Source organism: Chachezhania sediminis, assembly GCF_009765275.1.
In the GTDB taxonomy this organism is placed as follows: Bacteria; Pseudomonadota; Alphaproteobacteria; order Rhodobacterales; family Rhodobacteraceae; genus Chachezhania; species Chachezhania sediminis.
In genome coordinates this window covers 12,473-34,223 of sequence record NZ_VOPH01000007.1, presented here as the reverse complement: position 1 = coordinate 34,223, position 21,751 = coordinate 12,473, and the positions used below count along the sequence as shown (strand labels likewise).

Sequence of the window (21,751 nt, the reverse complement as noted above, 5' to 3'; positions counted from 1 at the left end):
CCGTGCCGCGGGTCAGCCCGCGGCGACGCCCATGCCACCCGAGACGCCCAGAACCTCGCCCGTGACATAACCGGCCTCGCGCGAGGCCAGGAAGGCCACAGCGGCAGCGACATCGTCTGGCGTGCCAAGACGGCCCAGAAGGGTTGCGCCCTCCATCGCCTTCAGAAGGCCCTCGCCGCCCTTGTCCACCGCGGACCGTAGCAGGGGCGTATCGATCGGGCCCGGCATGACGCAATTGGCGGTGATCCCGAAGCGGGCGTTCTCGATCGAGATGGACTTGGTGAAGGCCACCACGCCACCCTTGGCCGCGGCATAGACGGCCCCGCCGCGCGATCCCAGGCGCGCGGCTTCAGAGGCAATGTTGACGATCCGCCCGAACCCGGCCGCCTGCATGCCGGGCAGCACGGCATGGGTCACGGCAAAGACCGCTTCGAGGTTGATCGCCAGAAGCCGGCGCCAGTCGTCGGGCGTGGTTCGGGTGAAGAAGGCGTGCTGGTCGACACCGGCATTGTTCACCGCGATGTCGACGGGGCCATGATCGGCAATCACCGAGTTCACGGCCCCAAGGTCGGTCAGATCGACGGCCGCCACCGACACGAGGTGGCCGCACTCGGCCGCCAGATCCTGCGCGGCGTTCGCGTCCAGATCCAGGATCAGGACGTGCGTCCCTTCCCTGGCCAGCCGCCGGACTATGCCCGCACCGATACCCTTCGCACCGCCGGTGACCACCGCGCGCAGGCCGTCCAACCTGTCGTCCAGCCCGGTCATGCGTTGCGGAACACGGGCTTGCGCTTTTCGATCACCGCGGCCAGCCCCTCCATGCTGTCGGCCGTGCCCGACAGGGCCGAGGTTTCGCGCGCCTCGTCCGGCAACGCAGCTTCGAACCCGCGGCTTAGACCGTTCCACATCAGCCGCTTGGCCGCCGACTGCGCCCTTGGCGCCCCGGCCGCGAAAAGCCGCGCATAGTCCAGGACGACGGCATCCAGATCCTCGTCCGGAACCGCCCGCGTGACCAGGCCGATGCGCTCGGCCTCTTCCGCGTCGACGATCCGGTTGGTCAGCACCAGGTCCATCGCCCGGCGAAAGCCCACGATCTTCGACAGCGTTGCCGTGGCCCCGCCGTCGGGCGCCATGCCGACCCGCGTCGCGCCCGCCATGAAGCGCGCGCTGTGCCCGCAGACGACGATGTCGGACGAACAGACAAGCCCCATCCCCGCCCCGCCCGCGGCAAAGCCGTGCACGCGCGAGATCACCGGCACTTCAAGGTTCACCAGACCCGAAACGCAGATCTGCAGATAGGCCGTGGCCATCCGCAGGTAATGCGGAAGCCCGTCGCCCTTGGACGCGAAATCCTTCACGTTGCCGCCGCCGGTGAAGATCTTGCCGTTGCCGGACAGGATCACCGCCCGGACCCGGGCATCGCCGTGGACCTGCATGATGACACCCTGCAGCGCGGTCATCAGGCCCACGTCGAAACCGTTACCGGTCGACGGGCTGTTCAGCTGGATGTTGGCGATCCCTTCGCCATAGGTCAGCAGGACCGGCCCTTCGCCGACCAGCATTTCTTCGCCCTGGAACACGTTTTCCCCCTTCCGGTCCTCAGACGAGGAACGACAGCGTATAGATCGCCTTGTTGTTGTTGATCAGGACGACCTTCTTGTAGGCTATCTTCAGCTCGCCATCGACGCGCCGCAGCGAGTATTCATTGCGCGAGGACCACATCGTGTCGCCGCGCAGGTTGGTCTCGAAGATCTGGGCGTTGCACATCACCTTGATGTCGTCGGCCTCGGACTTCAGGAACTCGAAATTCGAGACCACGCGCGCCAGTTGGGACGGCGGGGTCTGTGAATGCCTGCGGCCGGTCTTCAGCTGCCGGATCCGCAACGCGATGCGGGACCGGTTGTCATAGATCAGCGACATCTGGCGTTCAGGATCCGTATCCGTGCCGTTGGCCGGCACCCAGTACAGCGCATCGTCGGTCCACAGATCTTCCCAGGCGTCATAGTCGTGGATATCCTGCAGCCGCGCCTCGCGAAAAATGAACTGCTGGACCTCGTGATACAGCTCGGGATTGAAGGACTTTTCATAAGTGCGGGTCTTGCCGACCCATTCCTTCAGGATGTCCGGACCTTCGATTTCGGCGGTGTCGGTGCTCATTTGGCTTCCATCATCTTGCGGTAGTGTTTCCAGATTTCCCGGGACGGCATGTCGTCGGTGGAATGGGCGATCAGGAAACCGTCCTCGTCCCGCCGTTCGCGAAAGTCCCCGCGCTTGAGATAGAGATATTCCGGTTGCCGGATCTCCAGGCCGCGCTGGTTGCGCTCGTACATCTCGGTGTCATCCGCCAGAAGGAACCCGGCGGGACCGACCGATCCCATGGTCTGCTGGCGCAGGCGGCGGTTGATGTCCGGCGCGCCCTTGAACTGGATCGCGGTAGAATGCTGGATCGATTCATTGGCCGATACCGGCTGAATCACGAAGATCTGGATTTCCGCGATGAACAGGTTCGGAAAGATCATCGTGTGCGGCGACCCGTCGATCATGATCTGACGGGCCCGTTCCTCGCCATAGGCCGCATTCATCTGGGCAACATAGTCGGGCAGCTTCTCGGCTGAGGTGCCGAACCAGCTCATCGGCTTGTCGCGGCGGCGGAATTCGGGCCGCGGGTCGACCTCGACATGGCCATTGCCGAAGCTGCGCGTCACTGCGACGGCATCATTGCCGTACAGATCGCCGATCGCGCTGTCGGCGACCGAAAAGATCGACGAATGCACGAAGGCCGGGTGATAGCCGTCGCATTCGTTTTCCAGGATGAACTTCCAGTTGGCCCGGGTCCGGTGCTTGAGGAAGCCGGCCGAAATCTCGATCTCGCCGGTCGGAGAGTTGTCGCACAGCTGGTCGATGCAGCGCTTCGCCCCCCCAAGGTGCTCTTCCAGCGTCGGGCCCTCGGCGGCCATCGACCCGAAGACGAAGCCGCGATAGCTGGCCGTGCGGGTGACCTTGCCCAGGCCCAGCCCGGACTTGTCGGTGCCCTTGTAGCCTTCGGGGAAAGCATAGTTGATCAGATCGCCCGTGTTCGAGAAGGTCCAGGAATGATAGGGGCAGGTGAACCGCGCCCGGTTGCCCCTCTCCTGCACGCAGACCGCGTTCCCGCGGTGCGGGCAGCGGTTCAGCAGCAGCTGGATTTCACCGTTGCTGTCGCGGACCATCAGGACCGGCATCGGCCCGATCGACTTGGTGACGAAGTCGTTCCTGTCCGGGATTTCGCTTTCGTGGCCGATATAGACCCAGGTCGTGAACCAGATCTTCTCGACCTCTTCCTTGAAGATCGCGTCGTCATAGTAAAGCGACCCGTGGACCATGCCGGGCTGGATCAGCTCGTCCCACTTCGATTTGAAATTTCCGTCCATGACATGCTCCCTCGCTGGGTCGGTGGCCTGGATCGCAGGACGGGTTTCCGTCGCAATCTAAAACCGGACAGTCATCTTTTTAATTTGCCCAGGGCGCGCTGTCAAACCCGACGTGGCGCGGTCCGGCGTCATTGGCCGCGAAAGTTCGGCTGACGTCCGGCGATGAAGGCGTCGATCCCTTCGGACGCGTCTGCAGTGGCGAAAACTTCGTCCTGAAGGCGCGCTTCTTCGTTGAAGCCGACCTCGGCCGAGGGGGCGGTGCGCAGGATCCGCTTCGACCGGATCATCGCCTGCGTCGGTCCAGAGGCGAGCCGACTCACCAGCGATTCGACCTCGGCGTCAAAGGCATCGGAGGGCAGGAGCATTGCACACAAGCCCATGGCCTGGGCTTCGGCGGCAGACAGGATCCTGCCCGACATGATCAGGTAGGCGGCACGTTGATAGCCGATCGCGTCCCGCAGGAAGACATGCAGGCCGGCATCGGCCATGATGCCGATATTCACGTACGGCGCACCAAACCGGGCGCGTTCGCTGGCCATGACGATGTCGCAGGCGGCGGCTATGCCCAGGCCGCCGCCGACGCAGGCGCCGTCGACCGCAGCGATGGTTGGCACCGGAATGTCGCGAACCGCCCGCAGCGCAGGGTTCACGCTGCGGTCGATCAGATCCAGGGCGTCGATCTTGCCGGGCTCGATTTCCGAAATGTCGAAGCCCGCGGAAAACGCGCCTCCCGCCCCCTGCAACAGCACCGCCCGCGCGGTGCTGCGTGCCGCCCGACGCGCCGCGGCGCAAAGGTCAAGCCAGTCCCCTGCCGTCAGGGCGTTCCGCCGATCCGGCCGGTTCAGCGTGATCCGCACCAGCCCCCCGTCTTCTGCATATTCCACACCTGCCATGGCGGTCTCCAAATAATTAACCGGCTGTCCGATTGTTTAATCTAGCCTTCCCCCGAAGCCCGTGCAATCCTGCCCGAAGACATCAGGAATGATCCCGGGAGGAACCGATGAACATCAATTCCACAATCGACGCGGGGAACGCCGGCTTCCGTCTCAACGACCCCGAGTCCGTGACCGAAGACCTTGTACTGCTGCGCGAACAGGTCCGCCGCTTCGTCGAACGCGAGGTCGTGCCCGTCGCCGACGCCTGGGAAGCCCAAGGCAAGATCCCGCGCGAGATGTTCCTGAAGCTGGGCGAAATGGGCCTTCTGGGCATGCAGCACGAAGAGGCCCATGGCGGCACCCAGATGGGCGCGCTGGCGTCGGTCGTGTTCGGGGAAGAGCTTTCGCGCTCGACCTATGGCGGCTTCACCTCGTCCGTGACGGTACATACCGACATGTCGGCCAGCCACATCACCCGGGTCGGGACCGAAGAACAGAAGGCCCGGTGGCTGCCGGACATGATCGCGGGCCGGACCGTTTGCTGCATCGGCGTGACCGAGGCAGGCGCAGGATCCGACGTGGCCGGCATCCGGACGAAGGCGGTCAGGGACGGGGACGACTGGGTGATCAACGGCACCAAGATGTTCATCACCAATGCCGTCTACGGCGACGTCGTGATCCTTGGCGCGCGCACCGATGCGCCGGAGACGGGGTCGCGGGGGATCACCCTGTTCATCGTCCCCACGGATACGCCAGGCTTCAAGGTGGCCTCGAAGCTGGAAAAGCATGGCTGGCTGTGTTCCGACACGGCAGAGCTGGTGTTCGAGGACATGCGCGTCCCGCATGCCAACCTGCTGGGCGAGGAAAATCGCGGCTTTCACGCCATCATGCGCGGGTTCGAGCAGGAGCGGCTGATGATCGGCGCCTTCTGCGCGGGCGAGGGCGCCAAGGCCATCGAGCTGACGCTGGATTACGTCCGCACGCGCCGCGCCTTCGGCAAGACGTTGTGGGACCAGCAGGCCACGCGCCTGCGTCTGGCAGACCTTGCGTCCAAGGTCGCGATGATCCGGGCGCTGACCTATCAGACCGCCGCCGCCAAGGATGCCGGCCAGCCCGTCAGCCGAGAGACGGCGATGATCAAGTCGGTCGGCCCCGAGATCCTGCACGAGGTCGTCCATGGCTGCCTGCAGCTGCATGGCGGCACCGGCTACATGCGCGGCACCCCGATCGAGCGGATGGCCCGCGACGCGCGGATCCTGCGTATTGGCGGCGGCGCGACCGAGGTCATGCTGGAGGAGGTCGCCAAGAGGATGTAGCGCCTCTGGTCCTGCCTGCCCCCGTCCGGGGGGACCGTCGCATCGGCCCGGGCGCGGCACTGACGCCCGGCAGCCGAAACCGCAGGATAGCAGGACCCCACATGGACCATGCCGAAGTCGAGACGAGCGTGGACGAAGCGGGCATCTACACCATCACGCTGAACGGGCCGGCCAGCATGAACGGGTTGGCGCCCTTGACGATGAACGCGCTGGCAGCCGCCTTCGACGATGCCGTCGCCTGTGGCGCGCGCGTGCTTCTGCTGACCGGTGCCGGCCGGGCGTTCTGTGGCGGTGCTGACCTGCGTCATGCCCACACTTTCGACGAGATAGCACGGCGCGAGCATGGCACCACGATGCTGCAGGCCTATTGCCACCCGATGCTGCGGGCGATGCGAAACTGCCCGCTGCCAACGGGTCCCGGCCGTTCGGACGGCCGGGACGAAGCTTCAGTAGGGCAGCGCCGAAAACAGGATCAGGTGCGCCGGGCGGCGGCCCGGCAGATGTCTTCTGCCAGTCCGCAGCCATGATGTAGCAGCACATCGGCCAGCGGAACCTTCAGATCGAAGGGATGGATGTCGTCCGGACCCGGAACCTGGTTGTCCGGATCGGGCACCATGTCAGGCGCTCTGCGCTTCGGGGTCGGCCAGTGCGACCTTGTCCGCCTGGCCCACCCGAAAGCCCGAACCGTCCAGCAGTTTTGCATAGACGTCACGGGACAACGCGAAGCGTTCGCCATAGCGTTCGGCCAGTTCATCCGCGCGCTTGGCGAAGGTCTCGACCCCCACGAAGCGGACATAGTGCAGCGCGCCGCCGGTCCAGGCCGGGAAACCGATACCGAAGATCGACCCGATATTGGCCTCGACCTCGGACCGCAGGACGCCTTCGTCCATGCAGCGCAGGGCCTCGATCACCTGCCGATAGAGGATGCGGTCCATCGCGTCCTCCATTCCCACGCGGCTGTTGCCCCGGGCATAATCCTTCAGCCCCGGCCACAGCGTCCGCTGGCCGTCGGCGGCATAGTCATAGAACCCGCCCCCGTACTGGCGCCCGCCACGGCCCTGTTCGATCATGTCGAAGGCGATGGACTCGGAATAGGCGTTCTTGGTCTTGTAGAGGTTGTCCGGCAGCCGCCTGTCCAGATCCATATTCGTGTCATGGGCCTTCCTGATCAGGATCAGCGAAACCTCGTCCATGACCTGCAGCGGTCCGACCGGCATGCCGACCATCCAGGCCGCCCGTTCGACCGCCGCAGGCGCCATGCCGTCATGCACCAGCGCCTGCCCCTCGTCGAGGAAGGTTGAAAACACCCGGCTGGTGAAGAACCCGCGGCTGTCGTTGATGACCATCGGGATCTTGCCGATCTGGACACAGTAGTCACAGGCCTTGCGCACCGTCTCTTCCGAGGTCTTCTCGCCCACGATCAGCTCGACCAGCTGCATCTTGTCGACGGGCGAAAAGAAGTGGATGCCGATGAAGCGCGACGGATCGGGCGCGGCCTTCGCCAGTTCGGTGATCGGCAGGGTCGATGTATTGGTGCCATAGATCCCGTCGGTCCCGATCAGGCCGAAGGTGTCGGCGATGACCTTTTCCTTCAGGGCGATGTCCTCGAACACCGCCTCGACCAGGATGTCGACGCCGGCAAAGTCGTTCCTGTCGGTGGGCGTGATCGCGGCCAGCAGCCTGGCCCCGGCCTCCTCGGTCATGCTCCCCCGGGCGGTCTGCCTGGCGACCAGAGCCTCGGAATAGGCCCTGCCCTTCTCGGCATTCGCCAGCGACATGTCCTTCAGGCTGACCGGCAGGCCGTGCGCGGCATGGGACCAGGCGATCCCCGCCCCCATCATGCCCGCGCCCAGCACGGCCGAGGACGTCGCCGCCCACTTGGCGCCTTCGGGACGGAACTTGCCCGACTTGATCCCGTTCATGCCCAGGAAGAAGGTCGTGATCGCGGCCTTCGCCTGTGGCGATACGACCAGCGGCAGGAAGCGGCGGGATTCCATGTCCAGCGCCGCATCGAACCCCATCCGGGTCGAGTTGACGGCCACGTCCAGCACCGCCTCGGGCGCGGGAAGCCGGCCACGGGTCCTGTTGAACAGCATCACCGGGGCCCCGGCGATCATCATCCGGTTGGCGGGCGTTTCGGAATTGCCGCCCGGATAGGTGAAGCCCTTGCGATCCCAGGGCTGGACATGCGCGTCCGGGTTGGCCCTGATCCAGGTCTTGGCGGCCTCGACCAGCATGGCCCCATTGTCGACAAGCGCGTCGACAAGACCCAGCTCCAGCGCCTTTGCGGGCCTCGCGGGCTTGCCTTCCAGAACGAAGGGAAGACCCTTTTCCAGACCGATCAGCGCGATGGTGCGGACGATGCCACCGGCGGCCGGCAAGAGGCCCAGCGTCACCTCGGGCAGGCCCACGGTTCCCGCGCTTGCATCCGCGATCCGGTGGTTGCAGGCCAGACAGATCTCGAACCCGCCCCCCATGGCGGCACCGTTGATGGCGGCCACGACCGGGACCGGCAGCCGTTCAAGGCGGCGCAGCTGGCCCTTGTTTTCCGTCAGGAAGTCCAGATAGCCGGCGTCCGCCTCTTCCGTCGCCAGGATCGCCTTCAGGTCGCCGCCGGCAAAGAACGTGTGCTTGGCCGAGGCGATGACGACGCCGGTCAGGCCCTCTTCGGCCTCCAGCCGGTCGACGGTGCCGCGCATCAGGGTGACGAAGTCCGGCCCCATCGTGTTCGCCGGACCGTCCATGTCCATGATGACCGTTACGATGCCCTGCGCATCCTTGTCGTAGTGGAACGTCATGTCAGACCCTTTCGATGATCGAGGCGATGCCCATGCCGCCGCCGACGCACATGCAGATCAGCGCGCGCTTCAGGTTGCGCCGCTCCAGTTCGTCCAGCATCGTGCCGACCAGCATGCCGCCGGTGGCGCCGATCGGGTGGCCCATGGCGATGGCCCCGCCCACGACGTTCAGCTTTTCGTCCGGGACATCCAGATCCTGCTGCAGACGCAATACGACCGAGGCGAAGGCCTCGTTGATCTCGACCAGATCGATGTCGTCCATGGACAGGCCGGCCTTCTTCAGCGCCAGCTTCGACGCCGGACCCGGACCCGTCAGCATGATCGTGGGTTCGGTCGCGGTCAGCGCGGTCGACACGACCCGCCCGCGGGGCGTCAGACCCAGGTCCTTGCCGGCAGCTTCACTGCCCAGCATCACAAGCGAGGCGCCGTCGACGATGCCCGACGAATTGCCCGGCGTGTGGACATGGTCGATCCGGGCCACCTCCGGGTACTTGGTCAGGGCGAACTGGTCGAAGCCCATGGATCCCATCCGGGCGAAACTGGACGGCAGCGCGCCCAGGGTCTGGATGTCGGTGCCGGGCTTCAGGAAGTCGTCGCGCACCAGGATCGGCAGTCCGGTATCGTCGCGGACCGGGACAACCGAGCGGTCGAACCAGCCCGCATCCCGCGCCCGCGCCGCCTTGGCCTGCGATTGGACCGCGACTTCGTCGCAGGTCTCGCGGTCCCAGCCGCCGATGGTGGCGATCAGGTCCGCCGAAATGCCCTGCGGCACCGACACGGTCTTCAGCACCGTCTCCGGATCGTCCGCCAGGGGCCCGGTCGCGCTGTCGATGGGCACGTGGCTCATGCTTTCATAGCCGCCGGCGCAGACCAGGTGATCCCAGCCCGACGCCACCTTGGCCGCCGCCATGTTGAACGTGTCGAGCCCCGAGGCGCAGAACCGGTTGACCTGGGCCGAAGGCACGTTTTCCGCCCAGTCGGCCATGGCCAGCGCGCTTTTCGACATCACGCTGCCCTGTTCCTTCAGGGGATTGCCGCAGCCCATGATCACGTCGTCCACCCGCGCGGTGTCCAGATCGTGGCGGGACTGCATTTCCCGCAACAGCGTCACCACGAGGTCGATCGGCTTGACCTGGTTCAGCGACCCGTCCGGCTTGCCCTTCGACCGGGGCGTTCTGAGCGCATCATAGATAAAGGCAGCCTCTGCCATCGGCATTCTCCGTTTTCGGGACCGGTCCTGAAAGGTTCAGCCCAGGGATTTCTCGTAACGTTTGCGGAAGGCGGCGGGCCCGCCGTAGGCTTCGTTCACGGTCATGGCGCGCTTGAAGAAATGGCCCACCATCAACTCGTCGGTGATGCCCATGCCGCCATGCAGCTGCACCGCCTGCTGACTGACGAAGCGCAGCGCCTCGGCCACCTTCACCTTCATGCCGGTGACCGCCCGTTCGAACCCGTCGCGGTCGCCCTGATCGGCCAGCACGGTCTGGAACAGCATCGACCGCGCGTCTTCCAGATGCAGGACCATGTCCGCCAGCCGGTGCTGCAGCACCTGGAACGCGGCCAGTTTCTGGCCGAACTGGCTGCGGCCCTGAAGATAGTCCACCGTCGTGCGGATCAGGGTTTCCATCATGCCCACGGCTTCGGCCGAATGGGCGACGGTGGCGATGTCGGCAGCCCTGCGATGCAGGTCCGGCCCGGCACCTGCGGCACCAATCCGCATGTCGGCCCCCACCGCGACCCCGCCCAACGTCAGTTCGGACGAAGGCTGGCCGTCGATCATGTTGAAATCCTGCCGCGCGATCCCCGGGGCATCGTTCGGCACCAGGTACAGCGAATAGGCGGTCTGCCCCGGCTCCATCGCCGAGACGATCACATGGCTGGCCAGTTGTGCGCCTGCCACCATGACCTTGACGCCAGTCAACCCCGTGTCGGTGACCGTCGTGGCCACGGCCCGCCCGTCCGGCAGCAGTCCGGTTTCGGCATGGGCCAGCGCAAGCACCATTGCCCCGGACGCGATGGTTTCCAGCCGGGCCAGGTCACCGGTCGCCGTGAAAAGGTTGCCGCCATAAGCCACGGTCGGGATGAACCCGTCCAGCGCCAGGCACCGGCCAAGCTCCTGTGCCACGACCATGATGTCGTCCAGGCCGCCACCCGAACCGCCTGCCCGCTCGGGCACGGCGATGGCCATCAGGCCCAGTTCGCCGGCAATGCCGTCCCACAGCGCCTTCCGGGCCGGAACGCCGCCCTGGTTGTGCCGCTGCTGGTCCCAGTGGTGGGACAGATAGCCCGCCAGCGCGTCCCGCAGGATCACCTGCTCTTCCGACAGATCGAAGTTCATGGTCTTGGCTTTCCTTGGGGCAGGACGTCAGATCGCGCGGTCCTTGTCGCCGCCATCGGCCGCATCCCGTCGATCAGGTCGGTGGTCTGCATCGGTTTCCCCTTCAATGACCCGTCATCGGCCCGACCGGTCCCCTAGGGGATCCGGCCGTCGGCAATGAAGCGGAACAGGATGTTGCGCTGGATCTCGTTCGAGCCGCCGTAGATCGACGCCGCCCGCCCGTTCAGATGCCGCGCCGTGGGCTGCAGGGCGCCTTCGGGCCCGATCGGCGGCGTGTTCGACCCGGGCCGCAACGCCTCGCGCTGGTCGGCCATGCCGAACGCGCCAAGCGAAGTGACCGACACCTCGAAACTTGCCTGCTGCGCCTCGGTTCCGCGGACCTTCAGGATCGACGCCAGCGCATCGCCCGCGTTCTTCCCGGAACTCAGGGCCGAGATCACGCGCTTTTCGGTCCAGCTTTGCGCGGTGACACGCAGCTGTGCGTCTGCATAATCGCGTCGGAAACAGGGATCGTCCCATAGACGCTCGCCCGTCACCGGGTCGGGGATCCGGGCGTTTCTCCGGGCGATGTCCAGATAGCTCTGGGACAGGGCCGCATAGGCGCCGGATCGTTCGAACTCCAACAGGTACTTGGCGATGTCCCAGCCCTGCCCTTCCGCGCCGATCCGGTAGCGGACCGGGATACGGACGTTGTCGAAGAAGACCTGGTTGGTCTCGTGCTCGCCCGACATAGAGATGATGGGCTGCACGGTGATCCCCGGCGCATCGGCGGGGGTCACCATGAAGGTGATGCCGTCGCGCTTGTTCGCGGTCTTTTCCGTGCGGACCAGCAGGAAGATCCAGTTCGCCCAGTGCGCATGCGACGTCCAGATCTTGGTCCCGCTGACGACATAGTCGTCGCCGTCGCGCACCGCCGGCATCTGCAGCGATGCCAGGTCCGAGCCGGAGCCCGGTTCCGAAAAGCCCTGCGCCCAGTAATGTTCGCTGTCCAGGATGCGGGGCAGGAAGAAGGCCTTCTGCTCTGACGTGCCGAAGCGCATGACGACGGGGCCCAGCAACTGCAGGCCCGAAACCCAGACCGAAGGTGCGCCGGCACGAATGCACTCTTCGTCGAAGATCTGGCGTTGGGCCGCATCCCATCCGGTGCCGCCATATTCCTTCGGCCAGGCCGGGGCGCCCCAACCATGCGCGTTCAGCTTCTTCTGCCAGGCCACACCCACCGACGGATCGGCCGCAATCCCGGCCTGCCGCCGGGCGCCTTCGCGGATGTCCCCGGTCAGTTCCCGGTCCAGAAAGGCACGCACTTCCTGCCGGAAGCGCACGTGTGTATCCCCCAGCCTGGCATCCATGAGATTTGTTCCTGTTGTCGTGACAAGGGCCGCACCGGGCGCCCGTCGAAAGCCCGATTCCGGTCCCGGCAGAATAATTATCCGTTCATTCATTTTAAGTCCCCGAACATGGGGACAGCACGACCTTGCGGCCATTTCTGGCATCGAATTCTGTCACGGCTCGGTCGTAAGGCCGCGTCATCGCCCCAAAATTTAGAACAAATACATTAGCCTAGAAGATTTGACCGATAAAATTAAACTATTATACATTATTTTGTTGATAATCAGACCGACCGTCCGCATTATTGCTGCGGGAGGACTTCGACATGCTTGACGACTCGGAATTCCGCAACTCCAGAACACCCGACTGGCGGGCAGCGCCCCTGGCTGCCATCGCGTCGGCGGTGCAGAAGATCGGAACACCGGATTTCGCCAACTGCGTCCTGTCTTCGCTGGGATCGGTGATCGAAGTCGACGCCTGCAAGATCGTTTATGAAGATCGCGGAAGGCTGTGCCTGGCAGGGCAGTCAGGGCCGGACGACGTCCCGGACCGGCTGTTTACGCCAATGCGCCTGAAAGCCTTGTTGAACGATACCGAACCGGGTGCCGTCGTCCTGTCTTCGCCCGACGATACTGCACCAAGCCGCGAGCGGCTGCATCACGTGACCATCGTCGGCCGCTCGGGCGGGGTTCTCAGCGCCTTGCACATCCTGCGCGCGCACGAGCGAAGGAAGCTGCGGCAAGTCGAAATCAGTGAATTGCGGCATCTTTCGGCGGTGTTCCATTCGCTGGTCGCGCGCCATGTCGAACTGGCCCACAAACGCCACCAAAGCGTGGCGCCGCTGGAGGCGCTGGACCAGATCGAAGCCTGCATTGCCGCCAGCGGGGAACTGACGGCCCGCGAAAGCCAGGTCTGCGCGCGGATCCTTTACGGCATGTCGACCTGCGGCATCTCTCTGGATCTGGGGATCGGCAAGGAAAGCGTCGTGACCTATCGCAAACGCGCCTATCGCCGCCTGGTCATCAGCAGCCAGCGCGAGCTGCTGATCTGGTATCTGGATTGCTATGACGCGCAGCTGATGCGCCCGGCCGCCTGATCGCAGCCGCCGATCCGGCGCGCCTTCAGGGGCGTATTCCGGTCAGGACGATTTCCGCCAGGAATTCGGCATATTGCTGCCGCAGGGTATCTGTCATGTCCGGGATCGCGAACAGCGCGGGCAGCATGCGCCGGCGTGCAAAGATGTAATCCGACGCACCCACCAGCATCATGTAGAAGAGCGGCGGCGAAATCGGGCGAAACGTGCCCTCTGAAACACCCTGCGCAATTACAACTTCATAGAAGTCCGCCAAGGGCCGCGCAAATTCGCGAAAGACGGCCTCGCCCTCCTCGGCCGGGACGCCTTCGGACAGGTGACGCATCAGCATGTTGACATAGGGCGCCTCGTAATAGGCCTTGATCAAGCCCCGGATGTGATACCGCAGCTTGCGGTCCGCGGACATTTCCATCTGCGCTAGATCGGCCAGCTGGGTGACCGCGCGATCCGTGCCACGTTTCAGCAGGGCGTGCAGAAGCCCTTCCTTGCCGCCGAAGTGATACTGCACGACGGCCGGGCTCTGGCCTGCGCGATCCGCGATCTCATGGATCGAGACGTCGATGGAATCCTTTGCGATCATCGCGTCATGGGCCGCGCTCAGCAGGATCTCCCTGATGTCGCCGCGACGTTCCTGTTCGACTTTCGACGGACGGCCGCGCCGGGTGCGGGGCGCCTTGGTGCGGGTTCTGTTCGGTTCTGGTGCCACTGAAGTCCCTGGGCCACTGCGTCGGAAGCGTCTGCCGATGCCCGTCCGGATCAATGCATCAGCCTGCAGGGCAAGCCTATACCGCTTCGGCGCGGGCTCCTGTCCCCAGAGAGTGTGACCCTGGGAGCAATTCGTCCCGCAAGCCGGGAACAATCGCACGCACAGGCAGCAGAGCGGTCATTCAGGGATGAATAGGGCGCCCCGGCCGGCAGGGATGGGAGAAGGGGCAGGCCGGGGCGCAGACAGAAGATCGGGGGCGGCAGGAGCCGCCAGTCCAATCGTCTGCCGGGAGGTGTCGGCAGGGCTTGCCTGCCAACACGTTCCGGGTCCGGCCGCCGGCTTCGGACGGCAACCGGAAGGTCATCGGGGTCAGCCGGCCTGAGCAGCCGCAGCTTGCGCATCCAGCGCGGCGTCGACGGCGATCCTGGCCGACACGGCACAGGCCTGCGTGCCGCCGTTGCCATAGTCCTTGACCGCATCGCCCACGCACCAGAGGCCGGCAACCGGGGTCGCGACATCCATGTCATAGCCGGCGCCGGTCCGCTGTGCCGGCCAGTCGTCGCGCATGACCCGGATCGACAGCATCTTCACCTTGTCGTCGAACCCCGGGAACTGGTCGCGCAGATCCTCGTGCGACAGCGCCACTTCGGCATCGCTGTCGAAGTCGCCGATGGCCGGGTGCGGCACGGCATAGCCGACATATTGGTGCCAGCCTTCCGGCGCGATTTCGGGGCAGGTCGCCGTCAGGTTGGCCATGTTGCACAGCCGGCCGTGTTTCGTCTTGCCGAAGGTCATGATGCCCGGAACCCCCGGCATCAGGTCCTCGCGCGAGGCGAAGTTGAACACGATATTGGCAGAGGGCTTCAGGATCTCGGCGGTCTGGCGCACATAATCGGCGCCCAGAGCGTCCTCGCCGACAAGACCGACCAGCGCCTTCGGGCCGCCGTTGAAGATGATCGTCCGGGCCTCGACCCTGACGACATCGCCGCCGTTGCGACGGATCAGGACGGCCCGCGCGCGGCCGCCCGACACCTCGATCTTCTCGGCCGGGCTGGACAGCCAGACCTCGCCACCCAGACGCTCGACCGCGCCGGCCAGCGCGGTCCAGGCGCCCATGGTGCCTTCGGGATGGAAGCCGAACCGCTTGAAGGCGCCCTTCTGGGTGAAATAGGTCAGGAAGGCCCGCGCCGGGATCTCGTTCGAATTCATCGCGAAGATCGCCGCGCAGAGGTTGCGGAAGACGGCATGGACCGTTTCGTTCTTGGTGTATCGCTGCAGCCAGTCCTCGGTGGATTCCCTTCCATCCGGCATGTTTCCGGTCCGCGCCTTGGCGAACTGGTCCAGCACGCGCGAAGCCTGCTTGGTCAGCCCGTTCAACAGGAAGCCAAGCCCGCCCTTGCGCACATCGACTACCTTTCGGTCGATGAAGAACACCGCCGCCGGCGACGGCTCGCGGATGTCCAGCTTTGCGCCGCACAGCTCGAAGGTGTCCTCGAACGCGCCGCCCGGTTCCAGCGCGATGGCCCCAATGTTCACCCGGTGACCGTCGATGATCTCGGTCCCGGCCCGACCGCCAAGATAGTCGTGATCGTCGACAAGCAGCGTGTGCTGCCCCGCCGCCGCAAGGCGCGCCGCCGCATGGCAGCCACCTGCACCGGCGCCGATGACGATCGCGTCGAATTTCAGAGTATCGGTCATGTGGTCTGAACCCTCTTCATTGAGATCTGTAGGAAAATAAATCGGGACGGCTGGTTTTCTAATCCCAAGCCGGGGGGACGTTGCTTGTCTGCGGGCCCTGTCGCCCGCATCAGGTCAGGGTCCCGTCCGCTTTCATCGAAGCAATTTCGTCCGCCGAGTATCCGGCCGCAGCCAGAACGGCGTCCGAATCTGCCCCCGGCGCGACCGGGGCACGGACCGGCCCTGGGGCAGACCGATCGAACCGCGGCGCCGGGCTGGGCTGCAGAATGCCGTCCTGACGGAAGAAGATCCCGCGGTCCGCGTTGTGGGGATGGCTCTCGACCTCGTCCAGCGTCAGCACTGGGGCCACGCAGGCATCGCTGTCGACAAAGACCGCGGTCCATTCGTCCCGAGTCTTGGTGCGAAATACCCGGGCATAGTCCTGGCACAGCCGGGGCCAGTTCGCCTTGTCGACCTGATCGTGCGGCCCGACATGTTCCAGTCCGGCCTTCTGGCAGAGTTCGGCAAAGAACTGCGGCTCGATCGGCCCGACCGAGATCCACTTGCCATCCGACGTCTCGTAGCAGCGATAGTAGGGGGCGCCGCCGTCCAGCATGTTGTGTTCGCGCTGCGTGTCCCAGATGCCAGCCTGCATGAGATGGAAGAAGACCCCCATCATCGCCGGGACGCCGTCGACGATGGCGGCATCCACGACCTGACCGCGGCCGGACACCTGTCGTTCCAGCAGTGCGCTGAGGACCCCGAAGATCAGGAACATCGAACCGCCGCCGTAATCCGCCACCAGGTTCAGGGGCGGCCTCGGCACGCTGTCCCGGGGCCCCATCGCCGCAAGCGCCCCCGATAGCGACATGTAGTTGATGTCATGGCCCGCACGTTTCGACAGCGGCCCCGTCTGCCCCCAGCCCGTCATGCGGCCGAAGACCAGTCCAGGATTGCGTGCCTGACAGACCGCCGGTCCCAGTCCCAACTTTTCCATCACGCCCGGACGGAACCCTTCGATGACGGCATCGGCCCGCCCGATCAACCGCAGCGCCGCTTCGCGGCCCGCCTCGGACTTCAGGTTCAGCGCCACCGACTTCTTGTTGCGCCGGTTGATCTCGGCCGGGTCCCGCGACCCCGAGGCGCGGTCGATGACGATGACCTCGGCCCCCAGGTCGGCCATCAGCTGGCCGGCAAGGGGACAGGGGCCAAGCCCCGCCATCTCGACGATCTTCAAATGGGAAAGTGGTCCGCTTGCCGTCATTTTATCCTCCCTGCCGGCCGAAGCCGACATCCTAAGTAAAGCCGTCTGTCCGGTTTTATTATTAGGCTTCGTCGCGATGCAATCCGAATCGTGACCTGTGTTGACTGGTCCTTACCCCATACGAATGTCCGGTTCATTTTCGGCGCCGCGCAGCACGCCAATCGACAAGAAGCAGCCCGAACCCCCGCATGAAAAGCAGAACTACTGATAAAACCGTTAGAATTTTCCGATACCGACCCGTTCCGCTCCGGCCCTGCAAGTATCGAACATCTAAAACCGGTTATCCAGTCTGCTTTGACACGAAACGTCTTGCAAAGGTAGATCTAATCGGCAACTATATATAAACCGGTCAACTGGACTGTGATTATTCCGCGAGAGGACGCGGCCATTCACAAGGGTCCCGACCGACAATGAGAGGAGCCTGGCAATGCAAGCCTGTAGCCGCACCGCGGCGCCCCGATCAGCGGGGCGCGCGTGCTGATGCCGTCAGCTATGCCCGATACGGCAGCGCAGATCGCCGCCACCCTGCTGGAACTGCGCAATGTGCAGATCGTCTATGACAACGCCGTCGAGGCGGTGCGCGACGTATCGCTTTCGGTCCCCGAAGGCAGTGTCGTGGCGCTGCTGGGATCGAACGGGGCGGGCAAGTCCACGCTGCTGAAAGCGGTCACCGGATCGCTTCACCGCGAAGAGGGCGAAATCGAGAAGGGCACGATTCATTATGGCGGCCGTGACATCGGTCATGCCCGGACCGAGGACATCGTCCGCGCCGGCCTGATCCTGGTGCCCGAGGGGCGGCGCCTGTTCGCCAACCTGACGGTCGACGAGAACCTGACCATGGGCGCACATCTGAAGGACACCGCGCGGATGAAATTCCAGCGCGATGCGGTCTTCGACCTGTTCCCCAAGCTGAAGGACCGGCGTCACCAGATCTCGGGCTATCTGTCAGGGGGCGAACAACAGATGGTGGCGGTTGGACGCGCGCTGATGGCCGAACCGCGGCTTCTGGCGCTGGACGAACCGTCGCTGGGCCTGGCGCCGCTGATCATCGACGGGATTTACGACACCATTGCCCGGATGCGGCGCGAGCTGAACATGACCATCCTTCTGGTCGAACAGAACGCCACCCAGGCGATGGAAATCGCCGACTATGTCTACATCATGGAAAACGGCCGCGTCGTGCTGGACGGTCCGGCCGAAAAGACGCGGTCGAACCTCGACGTTCAGGAATACTATCTCGGGTTTTCGGGCGGCGGCGAGCATCGGAAGAGCTTTCGCGACATCAAGCACTACAAGCGCCGCAAGAGGTGGCTGTCATGACCCGGCACCTACTTCAGCTGGAGAACGTCACGAAGAAGTTCGGCGGCATCTCGGCCGTGAACGGCGTCTCACTGCATGTCGACAAGGGCGAGATCGTGTCGATCATCGGTCCCAACGGCGCCGGCAAGACGACGCTGTTCAACCTGATCTCTGGCGTACTGCCGGTGTCGTCGGGACAGATCTCGATTGAAGGGCAGGACCTGGCGCGGGTGCCCGGGCACCGCTATGCCCAGCTGGGCATCGGACGCACCTTCCAGAATCTGGCCCTTTTCAAGCACGGCACCGTGGTCGACAACCTGCTGGTCGGCTGCCACTGGCGGATGAAGACGTCGGTCCTGGAGGCCGCCTTTCATTTCGGCCGGGCCCGGCGCGAGGAAATCGCGTTCCGGCACACGGTCGAAAAGATCATCGACTTCCTGGAAATCGAACATATCCGCGACAAGACCGTGGGCACCCTGCCCTATGGCCTGCAGAAGCGGGTCGAACTGGGCCGGGCGCTGGCAACCTCGCCCAAGGTGCTGCTGCTGGATGAAATCGTGGCCGGCATGAACCAGGAAGAGACCGAGGACATCGCCCGGTTCATCCTGGACACGCGCGACGACCTGGGCGTCTCGATCCTGCTGATAGAACACGACATGCATCTGGTGATGGACATTTCCGACCGGGTCCATGCGCTGAACTTCGGCAGCACGATTACCGAAGGTCTGCCGCACGAGGTGCAAAGCCACGCCGGCGTCATCGAGGCCTATCTGGGCCATGGCTCGGGCGAAGGCCCGGCCGCCGCTGCCCCGATCCAGACCGGAGCCGTCGCATGAACGATCTCGCCTCTCCTCCGACCATCGAACTGGCCACGCTGTTCGACGACGCCGCGGCGCGCCTGCCGGCGCGGTTCGACCCGTTCGATCCCGCCAACCTGAAGGCCGGCACGGGTACGTTGCCGCGGCTTCTGCGCGAACATGCGCGCCGGCATCCGACCGGGCTGGCCTTGCGCGAAAAGGATCTGGGCGTCTGGCGACGTCACGACTGGGCCCATTACTACCGTCAGGCGAAACGTTTTGCCTTCGCGCTTCTGTCCGCGGGCATCAAGCGGGGCGACCGGATCATCATCGCTTCCGAGAACTCGCCCGAGTGGTATTTCTCGGATTTGGGCGCCGAACTGATCGGTGCGGTCCCGGTGGGCATCTATCCCACGAACCCCTGGCCGGAACTTCAGTACATCGTCCGTCATTCCGCCGCGCGGCTGGCCGTCTGCGGCGACCAGGAGCAGACCGACAAGGTGCTGGACGCGCAGGTCAATGCCGGCGGCCTGCCCGACCTGGAAAGCGTGGTCTGCGTCGACATGAAAGGCATGCGCGACTATGCCCAGCCCTACCTGTCTTCGTTCGAGGACTTTCTGGCAAGGGGCGATGCCTGGGCCGCCAGCCAGCCCGACGCGGAAGCGGTCATCGACGCGCTGATCGAGGATACCTCGCCCGACGATGTCGCGCTGATGGTCTATACCTCGGGGACCACGGGTCCGCCCAAGGGGGCGATGATGACCCATCGCAACATCATCTATTCCACCTACAACTATGCCCGCGCGGTCGGCGCCGATACGCGCCGGATCGATGCAGTCGGCTACCTGCCGCTCTGCCATGCGGCGGAACGGTGCTATTCCATGGCGATGCTGCTCTGTGTCGGCGGCACGGTCAGCTTTGCCGAAAGCATCGACACGGTGAACGAGAACGTGCGCGAGATCGCCCCGACCTTCATGGTCGGCGTTCCCCGGATCTGGGAAAAGATGAAGGAAGGCTTCGAATTCCGGCTGAAGGAATCCGGACCGATCCAGAAGCGGGTGGCGGGCTGGCTGCTGAAAAAGGGCCGGGCGCTGGACGACCTGCGCCAGGCCAATGACGGCCGGCTGCCGGCCGGGCGCAGGCTTCAGGCCTGGCTGCTGCACTGGCTTCTGTTCCGCAACATCCAGCGCTTCATGGGGCTGGACCGGACCTATCACCGCCTGTGTGCCGGTGCGGCGGTGTCGCCCGAAACGATCCGGTTCTTCTCTGTCATCGGCCTGCCGCTGAGCCAGGGCTATGGCATGACCGAAGTCGCGGGCTGCGTGTTCATCCAGACCCCGGGCCATTTCCGGCTGGGCGGCTGCGGCCTGCCGCTGGAGGGCACGACCTATGACGTCGCCCCTGACGGCGAAATCCTGATCGGCAGCCCCGCGATCTTCAAGGGGTACTTCCGCGATCCGGAGGCAACGCAGAAGACGATGCAGGACGGCATGCTGCTGTCGGGCGACATCGTCACCGTCTTCGACAATGGCGAAATCTCGGTCGTCGACCGCAAGAAGGCGATCATCATCACCTCGGGCGGCAAGAACATCGCGCCCTCGGAAATCGAGAACGCCCTGAAGGACAGCCCATACATCAAGGAGGTCATCGTCACAGGTGACGGCCGCAAGTACCTGGGCGCGCTGATCGTGATCGACTTCGACAATGTCGGGCTCTGGGCCTCGGACAGGTCGCTGTCCTACACGACCTACAAGTCCCTGTCGCAGCTGCCCGAAGTGCGGGACCTGGTGCAGGACATCGTCGACGAGGCCAACCAGCGGTTCGCCCGGGTCGAGAACATCCGCAAGTTCGTGATCCTGGAAAAGGAACTGGACCACGACGATGGCGAGTTGACCGCCACCCAGAAGGTGCGCCGGTCGGTGATCGACAAGAAGTTCGCCCGCGAACTGGAACTGATCTACGGAAAGGCCCCGGCATGAGCTATCTTGTGAACCTGCTGGCCTCGGGACTGGCCGTTGGCGCCGTCTACGGCCTGATCGCGATGAGTTTCGCGATCATCTACAAGTCGACGGGCCTTCTGAATTTCGCCCAGGGCGAGATGGCGATGATCACGGCCTATGTGGCCTGGTCGATCTCGACCTCGGTCGACGGCAATCCGTTCATCGTCGCGGCGGGGTCGATCCTGTTCGCCATCGTCTTCGCGCTGGCGGTCGAACGGATCGCGATCCGGCCGATGATGAACGAACCGATCCTGTCGCAGATCATGGTGACGATCGGTCTGTCGGTGATCTTCCGATCGCTGGTGATCCTGGTCTGGGACGGCCTGCCCCACGGCATGGGCATTCCCGCCGGCGACGCGCTGGTGACCCTTGGCGACGTCCGCGTCCGGGTCGCCCAGATCGGCGTGATCCTGTTCCTGTTCGCCGCCATCGTCGCGATGTGGGCCTTCTTCCGCTACTCGCGCTTCGGCGTGGCGATGCGGGCAGTGGCCTCGGACGACGGCACCGCACAGCTGATGGGCGTGAACAGCGGCAAGGTCCAGATGGCGGCCTGGGGCGCGGCGGCCGTGCTGTCCGGCGTGGCCGGGGTGCTTTTCGCCATCGGCGCGGAACTGTCCCCCAGCCTTTATGCCCTGGGCCTGAAGGCCTTCCCGGCCACCATCCTGGGGGGGCTGGACGCGATCATCGGGTCCGCCGTCGGCGGGCTGGTCGTGGGCATCACCGAAAACCTGGTCGGCGGCTACCTGAGCTCCGGCCTGAAGGAAGTCGCAGGTTTCGTGATCATCATCCTGATCCTGATGATCCGTCCCTATGGCCTCTTTGGCGAAAAACGCATCGAAAGGCTCTGAC

Annotated in this window: 19 protein-coding genes; 7 read left to right on the top strand and 12 right to left on the bottom strand. The window is 64.8% G+C overall.

The annotated features are described in order from the left end of the window. Nucleotides 1-12: 12 nt before the first annotated feature. The 5 genes from FQK05_RS18695 to FQK05_RS18675 all read right to left on the bottom strand — a co-directional run bounded on the left by FQK05_RS18695 (nucleotide 13) and on the right by FQK05_RS18675 (nucleotide 4,303). Complete coding sequence (locus tag FQK05_RS18695; protein WP_158969727.1) at nucleotides 13-768, bottom strand: SDR family NAD(P)-dependent oxidoreductase; 756 nt, start codon at nucleotides 766-768, stop codon at nucleotides 13-15. Beyond that, nucleotides 765-1,580: an enoyl-CoA hydratase/isomerase family protein gene (locus FQK05_RS18690; RefSeq protein ID WP_199252709.1), complete on the bottom strand. Its 816-nt coding sequence runs from the start codon at nucleotides 1,578-1,580 to the stop codon at nucleotides 765-767. Before FQK05_RS18690 ends, FQK05_RS18695 begins: the two co-directional genes overlap by 4 nt. 19 nt (nucleotides 1,581-1,599) lie before the next feature. Further along, the gene (locus tag FQK05_RS18685) at nucleotides 1,600-2,157 is read right to left on the bottom strand and encodes an aromatic-ring-hydroxylating dioxygenase subunit beta (protein ID WP_158969725.1); all 558 of its coding nucleotides are present in this window, start codon (nucleotides 2,155-2,157) and stop codon (nucleotides 1,600-1,602) included. Then, entirely contained in the window at nucleotides 2,154-3,410 is a 1,257-nt protein-coding gene (locus FQK05_RS18680; protein ID WP_158969723.1) for an aromatic ring-hydroxylating oxygenase subunit alpha, read from the bottom strand. The genes FQK05_RS18685 and FQK05_RS18680 overlap by 4 nt, the downstream gene beginning before the upstream one ends. 128 nt (nucleotides 3,411-3,538) lie before the next feature. Next, entirely contained in the window at nucleotides 3,539-4,303 is a 765-nt protein-coding gene (locus FQK05_RS18675) for an enoyl-CoA hydratase/isomerase family protein (RefSeq protein ID WP_158969721.1), read from the bottom strand. Nucleotides 4,304-4,410: 107 nt separating this feature from the next. Here FQK05_RS18675 and FQK05_RS18670 point away from each other — a divergent pair, with 107 nt between their 5' ends. Together FQK05_RS18670 and FQK05_RS18665 are read left to right on the top strand one after the other, a co-directional pair. Continuing rightward, on the top strand, nucleotides 4,411-5,601 hold the full coding sequence (locus FQK05_RS18670; RefSeq protein ID WP_158969719.1) for an acyl-CoA dehydrogenase family protein: 1,191 nt from the start codon (nucleotides 4,411-4,413) through the stop codon (nucleotides 5,599-5,601). 101 nt (nucleotides 5,602-5,702) lie between these two features. Next, nucleotides 5,703-6,128, top strand: coding sequence for an enoyl-CoA hydratase/isomerase family protein (locus FQK05_RS18665; RefSeq protein WP_158969717.1), 426 nt, complete (start codon nucleotides 5,703-5,705; stop codon nucleotides 6,126-6,128). 90 nt (nucleotides 6,129-6,218) lie between these two features. Here FQK05_RS18665 and FQK05_RS18660 read toward each other — a convergent pair whose 3' ends face one another. From FQK05_RS18660 to FQK05_RS18645, 4 genes are all read right to left on the bottom strand, one after another. Next, nucleotides 6,219-8,399 carry a 3-hydroxyacyl-CoA dehydrogenase NAD-binding domain-containing protein gene (locus FQK05_RS18660; protein WP_158969715.1) on the bottom strand — a complete coding sequence of 727 codons (2,181 nt, stop codon included), beginning with the start codon at nucleotides 8,397-8,399 and terminating at the stop codon, nucleotides 6,219-6,221. A 1-nt stretch (nucleotide 8,400) separates the two neighbouring features. Further along, nucleotides 8,401-9,609, bottom strand: a complete 1,209-nt coding sequence (locus tag FQK05_RS18655) for an acetyl-CoA C-acetyltransferase (RefSeq protein WP_158969713.1) — start codon at nucleotides 9,607-9,609, stop codon at nucleotides 8,401-8,403. A 36-nt stretch (nucleotides 9,610-9,645) separates the two neighbouring features. After that, nucleotides 9,646-10,737 carry an acyl-CoA dehydrogenase family protein gene (locus tag FQK05_RS18650; RefSeq protein ID WP_158969711.1) on the bottom strand — a complete coding sequence of 364 codons (1,092 nt, stop codon included), beginning with the start codon at nucleotides 10,735-10,737 and terminating at the stop codon, nucleotides 9,646-9,648. A 134-nt stretch (nucleotides 10,738-10,871) separates the two neighbouring features. Beyond that, nucleotides 10,872-12,086, bottom strand: a complete 1,215-nt coding sequence (locus FQK05_RS18645) for an acyl-CoA dehydrogenase family protein (protein WP_158969709.1) — start codon at nucleotides 12,084-12,086, stop codon at nucleotides 10,872-10,874. Nucleotides 12,087-12,391: 305 nt separating this feature from the next. Here FQK05_RS18645 and FQK05_RS18640 point away from each other — a divergent pair, with 305 nt between their 5' ends. Further along, nucleotides 12,392-13,162 (top strand): helix-turn-helix transcriptional regulator, encoded by a 771-nt coding sequence (locus FQK05_RS18640; protein ID WP_158969707.1) that lies wholly within the window; start codon nucleotides 12,392-12,394, stop codon nucleotides 13,160-13,162. 25 nt (nucleotides 13,163-13,187) lie between these two features. Here FQK05_RS18640 and FQK05_RS18635 read toward each other — a convergent pair whose 3' ends face one another. From FQK05_RS18635 to FQK05_RS18625, 3 genes are all read right to left on the bottom strand, one after another. Then, the gene (locus FQK05_RS18635) at nucleotides 13,188-13,865 is read right to left on the bottom strand and encodes a TetR family transcriptional regulator (RefSeq protein ID WP_158969705.1); all 678 of its coding nucleotides are present in this window, start codon (nucleotides 13,863-13,865) and stop codon (nucleotides 13,188-13,190) included. Nucleotides 13,866-14,234: 369 nt separating this feature from the next. After that, nucleotides 14,235-15,563 carry a phytoene desaturase family protein gene (locus FQK05_RS18630; protein ID WP_158969703.1) on the bottom strand — a complete coding sequence of 443 codons (1,329 nt, stop codon included), beginning with the start codon at nucleotides 15,561-15,563 and terminating at the stop codon, nucleotides 14,235-14,237. A 109-nt stretch (nucleotides 15,564-15,672) separates the two neighbouring features. Next, nucleotides 15,673-16,806, bottom strand: a complete 1,134-nt coding sequence (locus tag FQK05_RS18625) for a CaiB/BaiF CoA transferase family protein (protein WP_158969701.1) — start codon at nucleotides 16,804-16,806, stop codon at nucleotides 15,673-15,675. 492 nt (nucleotides 16,807-17,298) lie between these two features. Between FQK05_RS18625 and FQK05_RS18620 the strand changes: the two genes are divergently transcribed. Genes FQK05_RS18620 through FQK05_RS18605 form a run of 4 tightly spaced genes read left to right on the top strand, consistent with a single transcriptional unit; the run spans nucleotide 17,299 to nucleotide 21,750 of the window. Further along, nucleotides 17,299-18,126 carry an ABC transporter ATP-binding protein gene (locus FQK05_RS18620; RefSeq protein ID WP_158969699.1) on the top strand — a complete coding sequence of 276 codons (828 nt, stop codon included), beginning with the start codon at nucleotides 17,299-17,301 and terminating at the stop codon, nucleotides 18,124-18,126. Continuing rightward, nucleotides 18,123-18,941, top strand: coding sequence for an ABC transporter ATP-binding protein (locus FQK05_RS18615; RefSeq protein ID WP_158969697.1), 819 nt, complete (start codon nucleotides 18,123-18,125; stop codon nucleotides 18,939-18,941). Before FQK05_RS18620 ends, FQK05_RS18615 begins: the two co-directional genes overlap by 4 nt. Beyond that, a complete protein-coding gene (locus tag FQK05_RS18610) occupies nucleotides 18,938-20,881 on the top strand; it encodes an AMP-dependent synthetase/ligase (RefSeq protein ID WP_158969695.1) in 1,944 nt (647 codons plus the stop codon). The genes FQK05_RS18615 and FQK05_RS18610 overlap by 4 nt, the downstream gene beginning before the upstream one ends. Then, nucleotides 20,878-21,750, top strand: coding sequence for a branched-chain amino acid ABC transporter permease (locus tag FQK05_RS18605; protein ID WP_158969694.1), 873 nt, complete (start codon nucleotides 20,878-20,880; stop codon nucleotides 21,748-21,750). Before FQK05_RS18610 ends, FQK05_RS18605 begins: the two co-directional genes overlap by 4 nt. The last annotated feature ends 1 nt before the right edge of the window (nucleotide 21,751 follow it).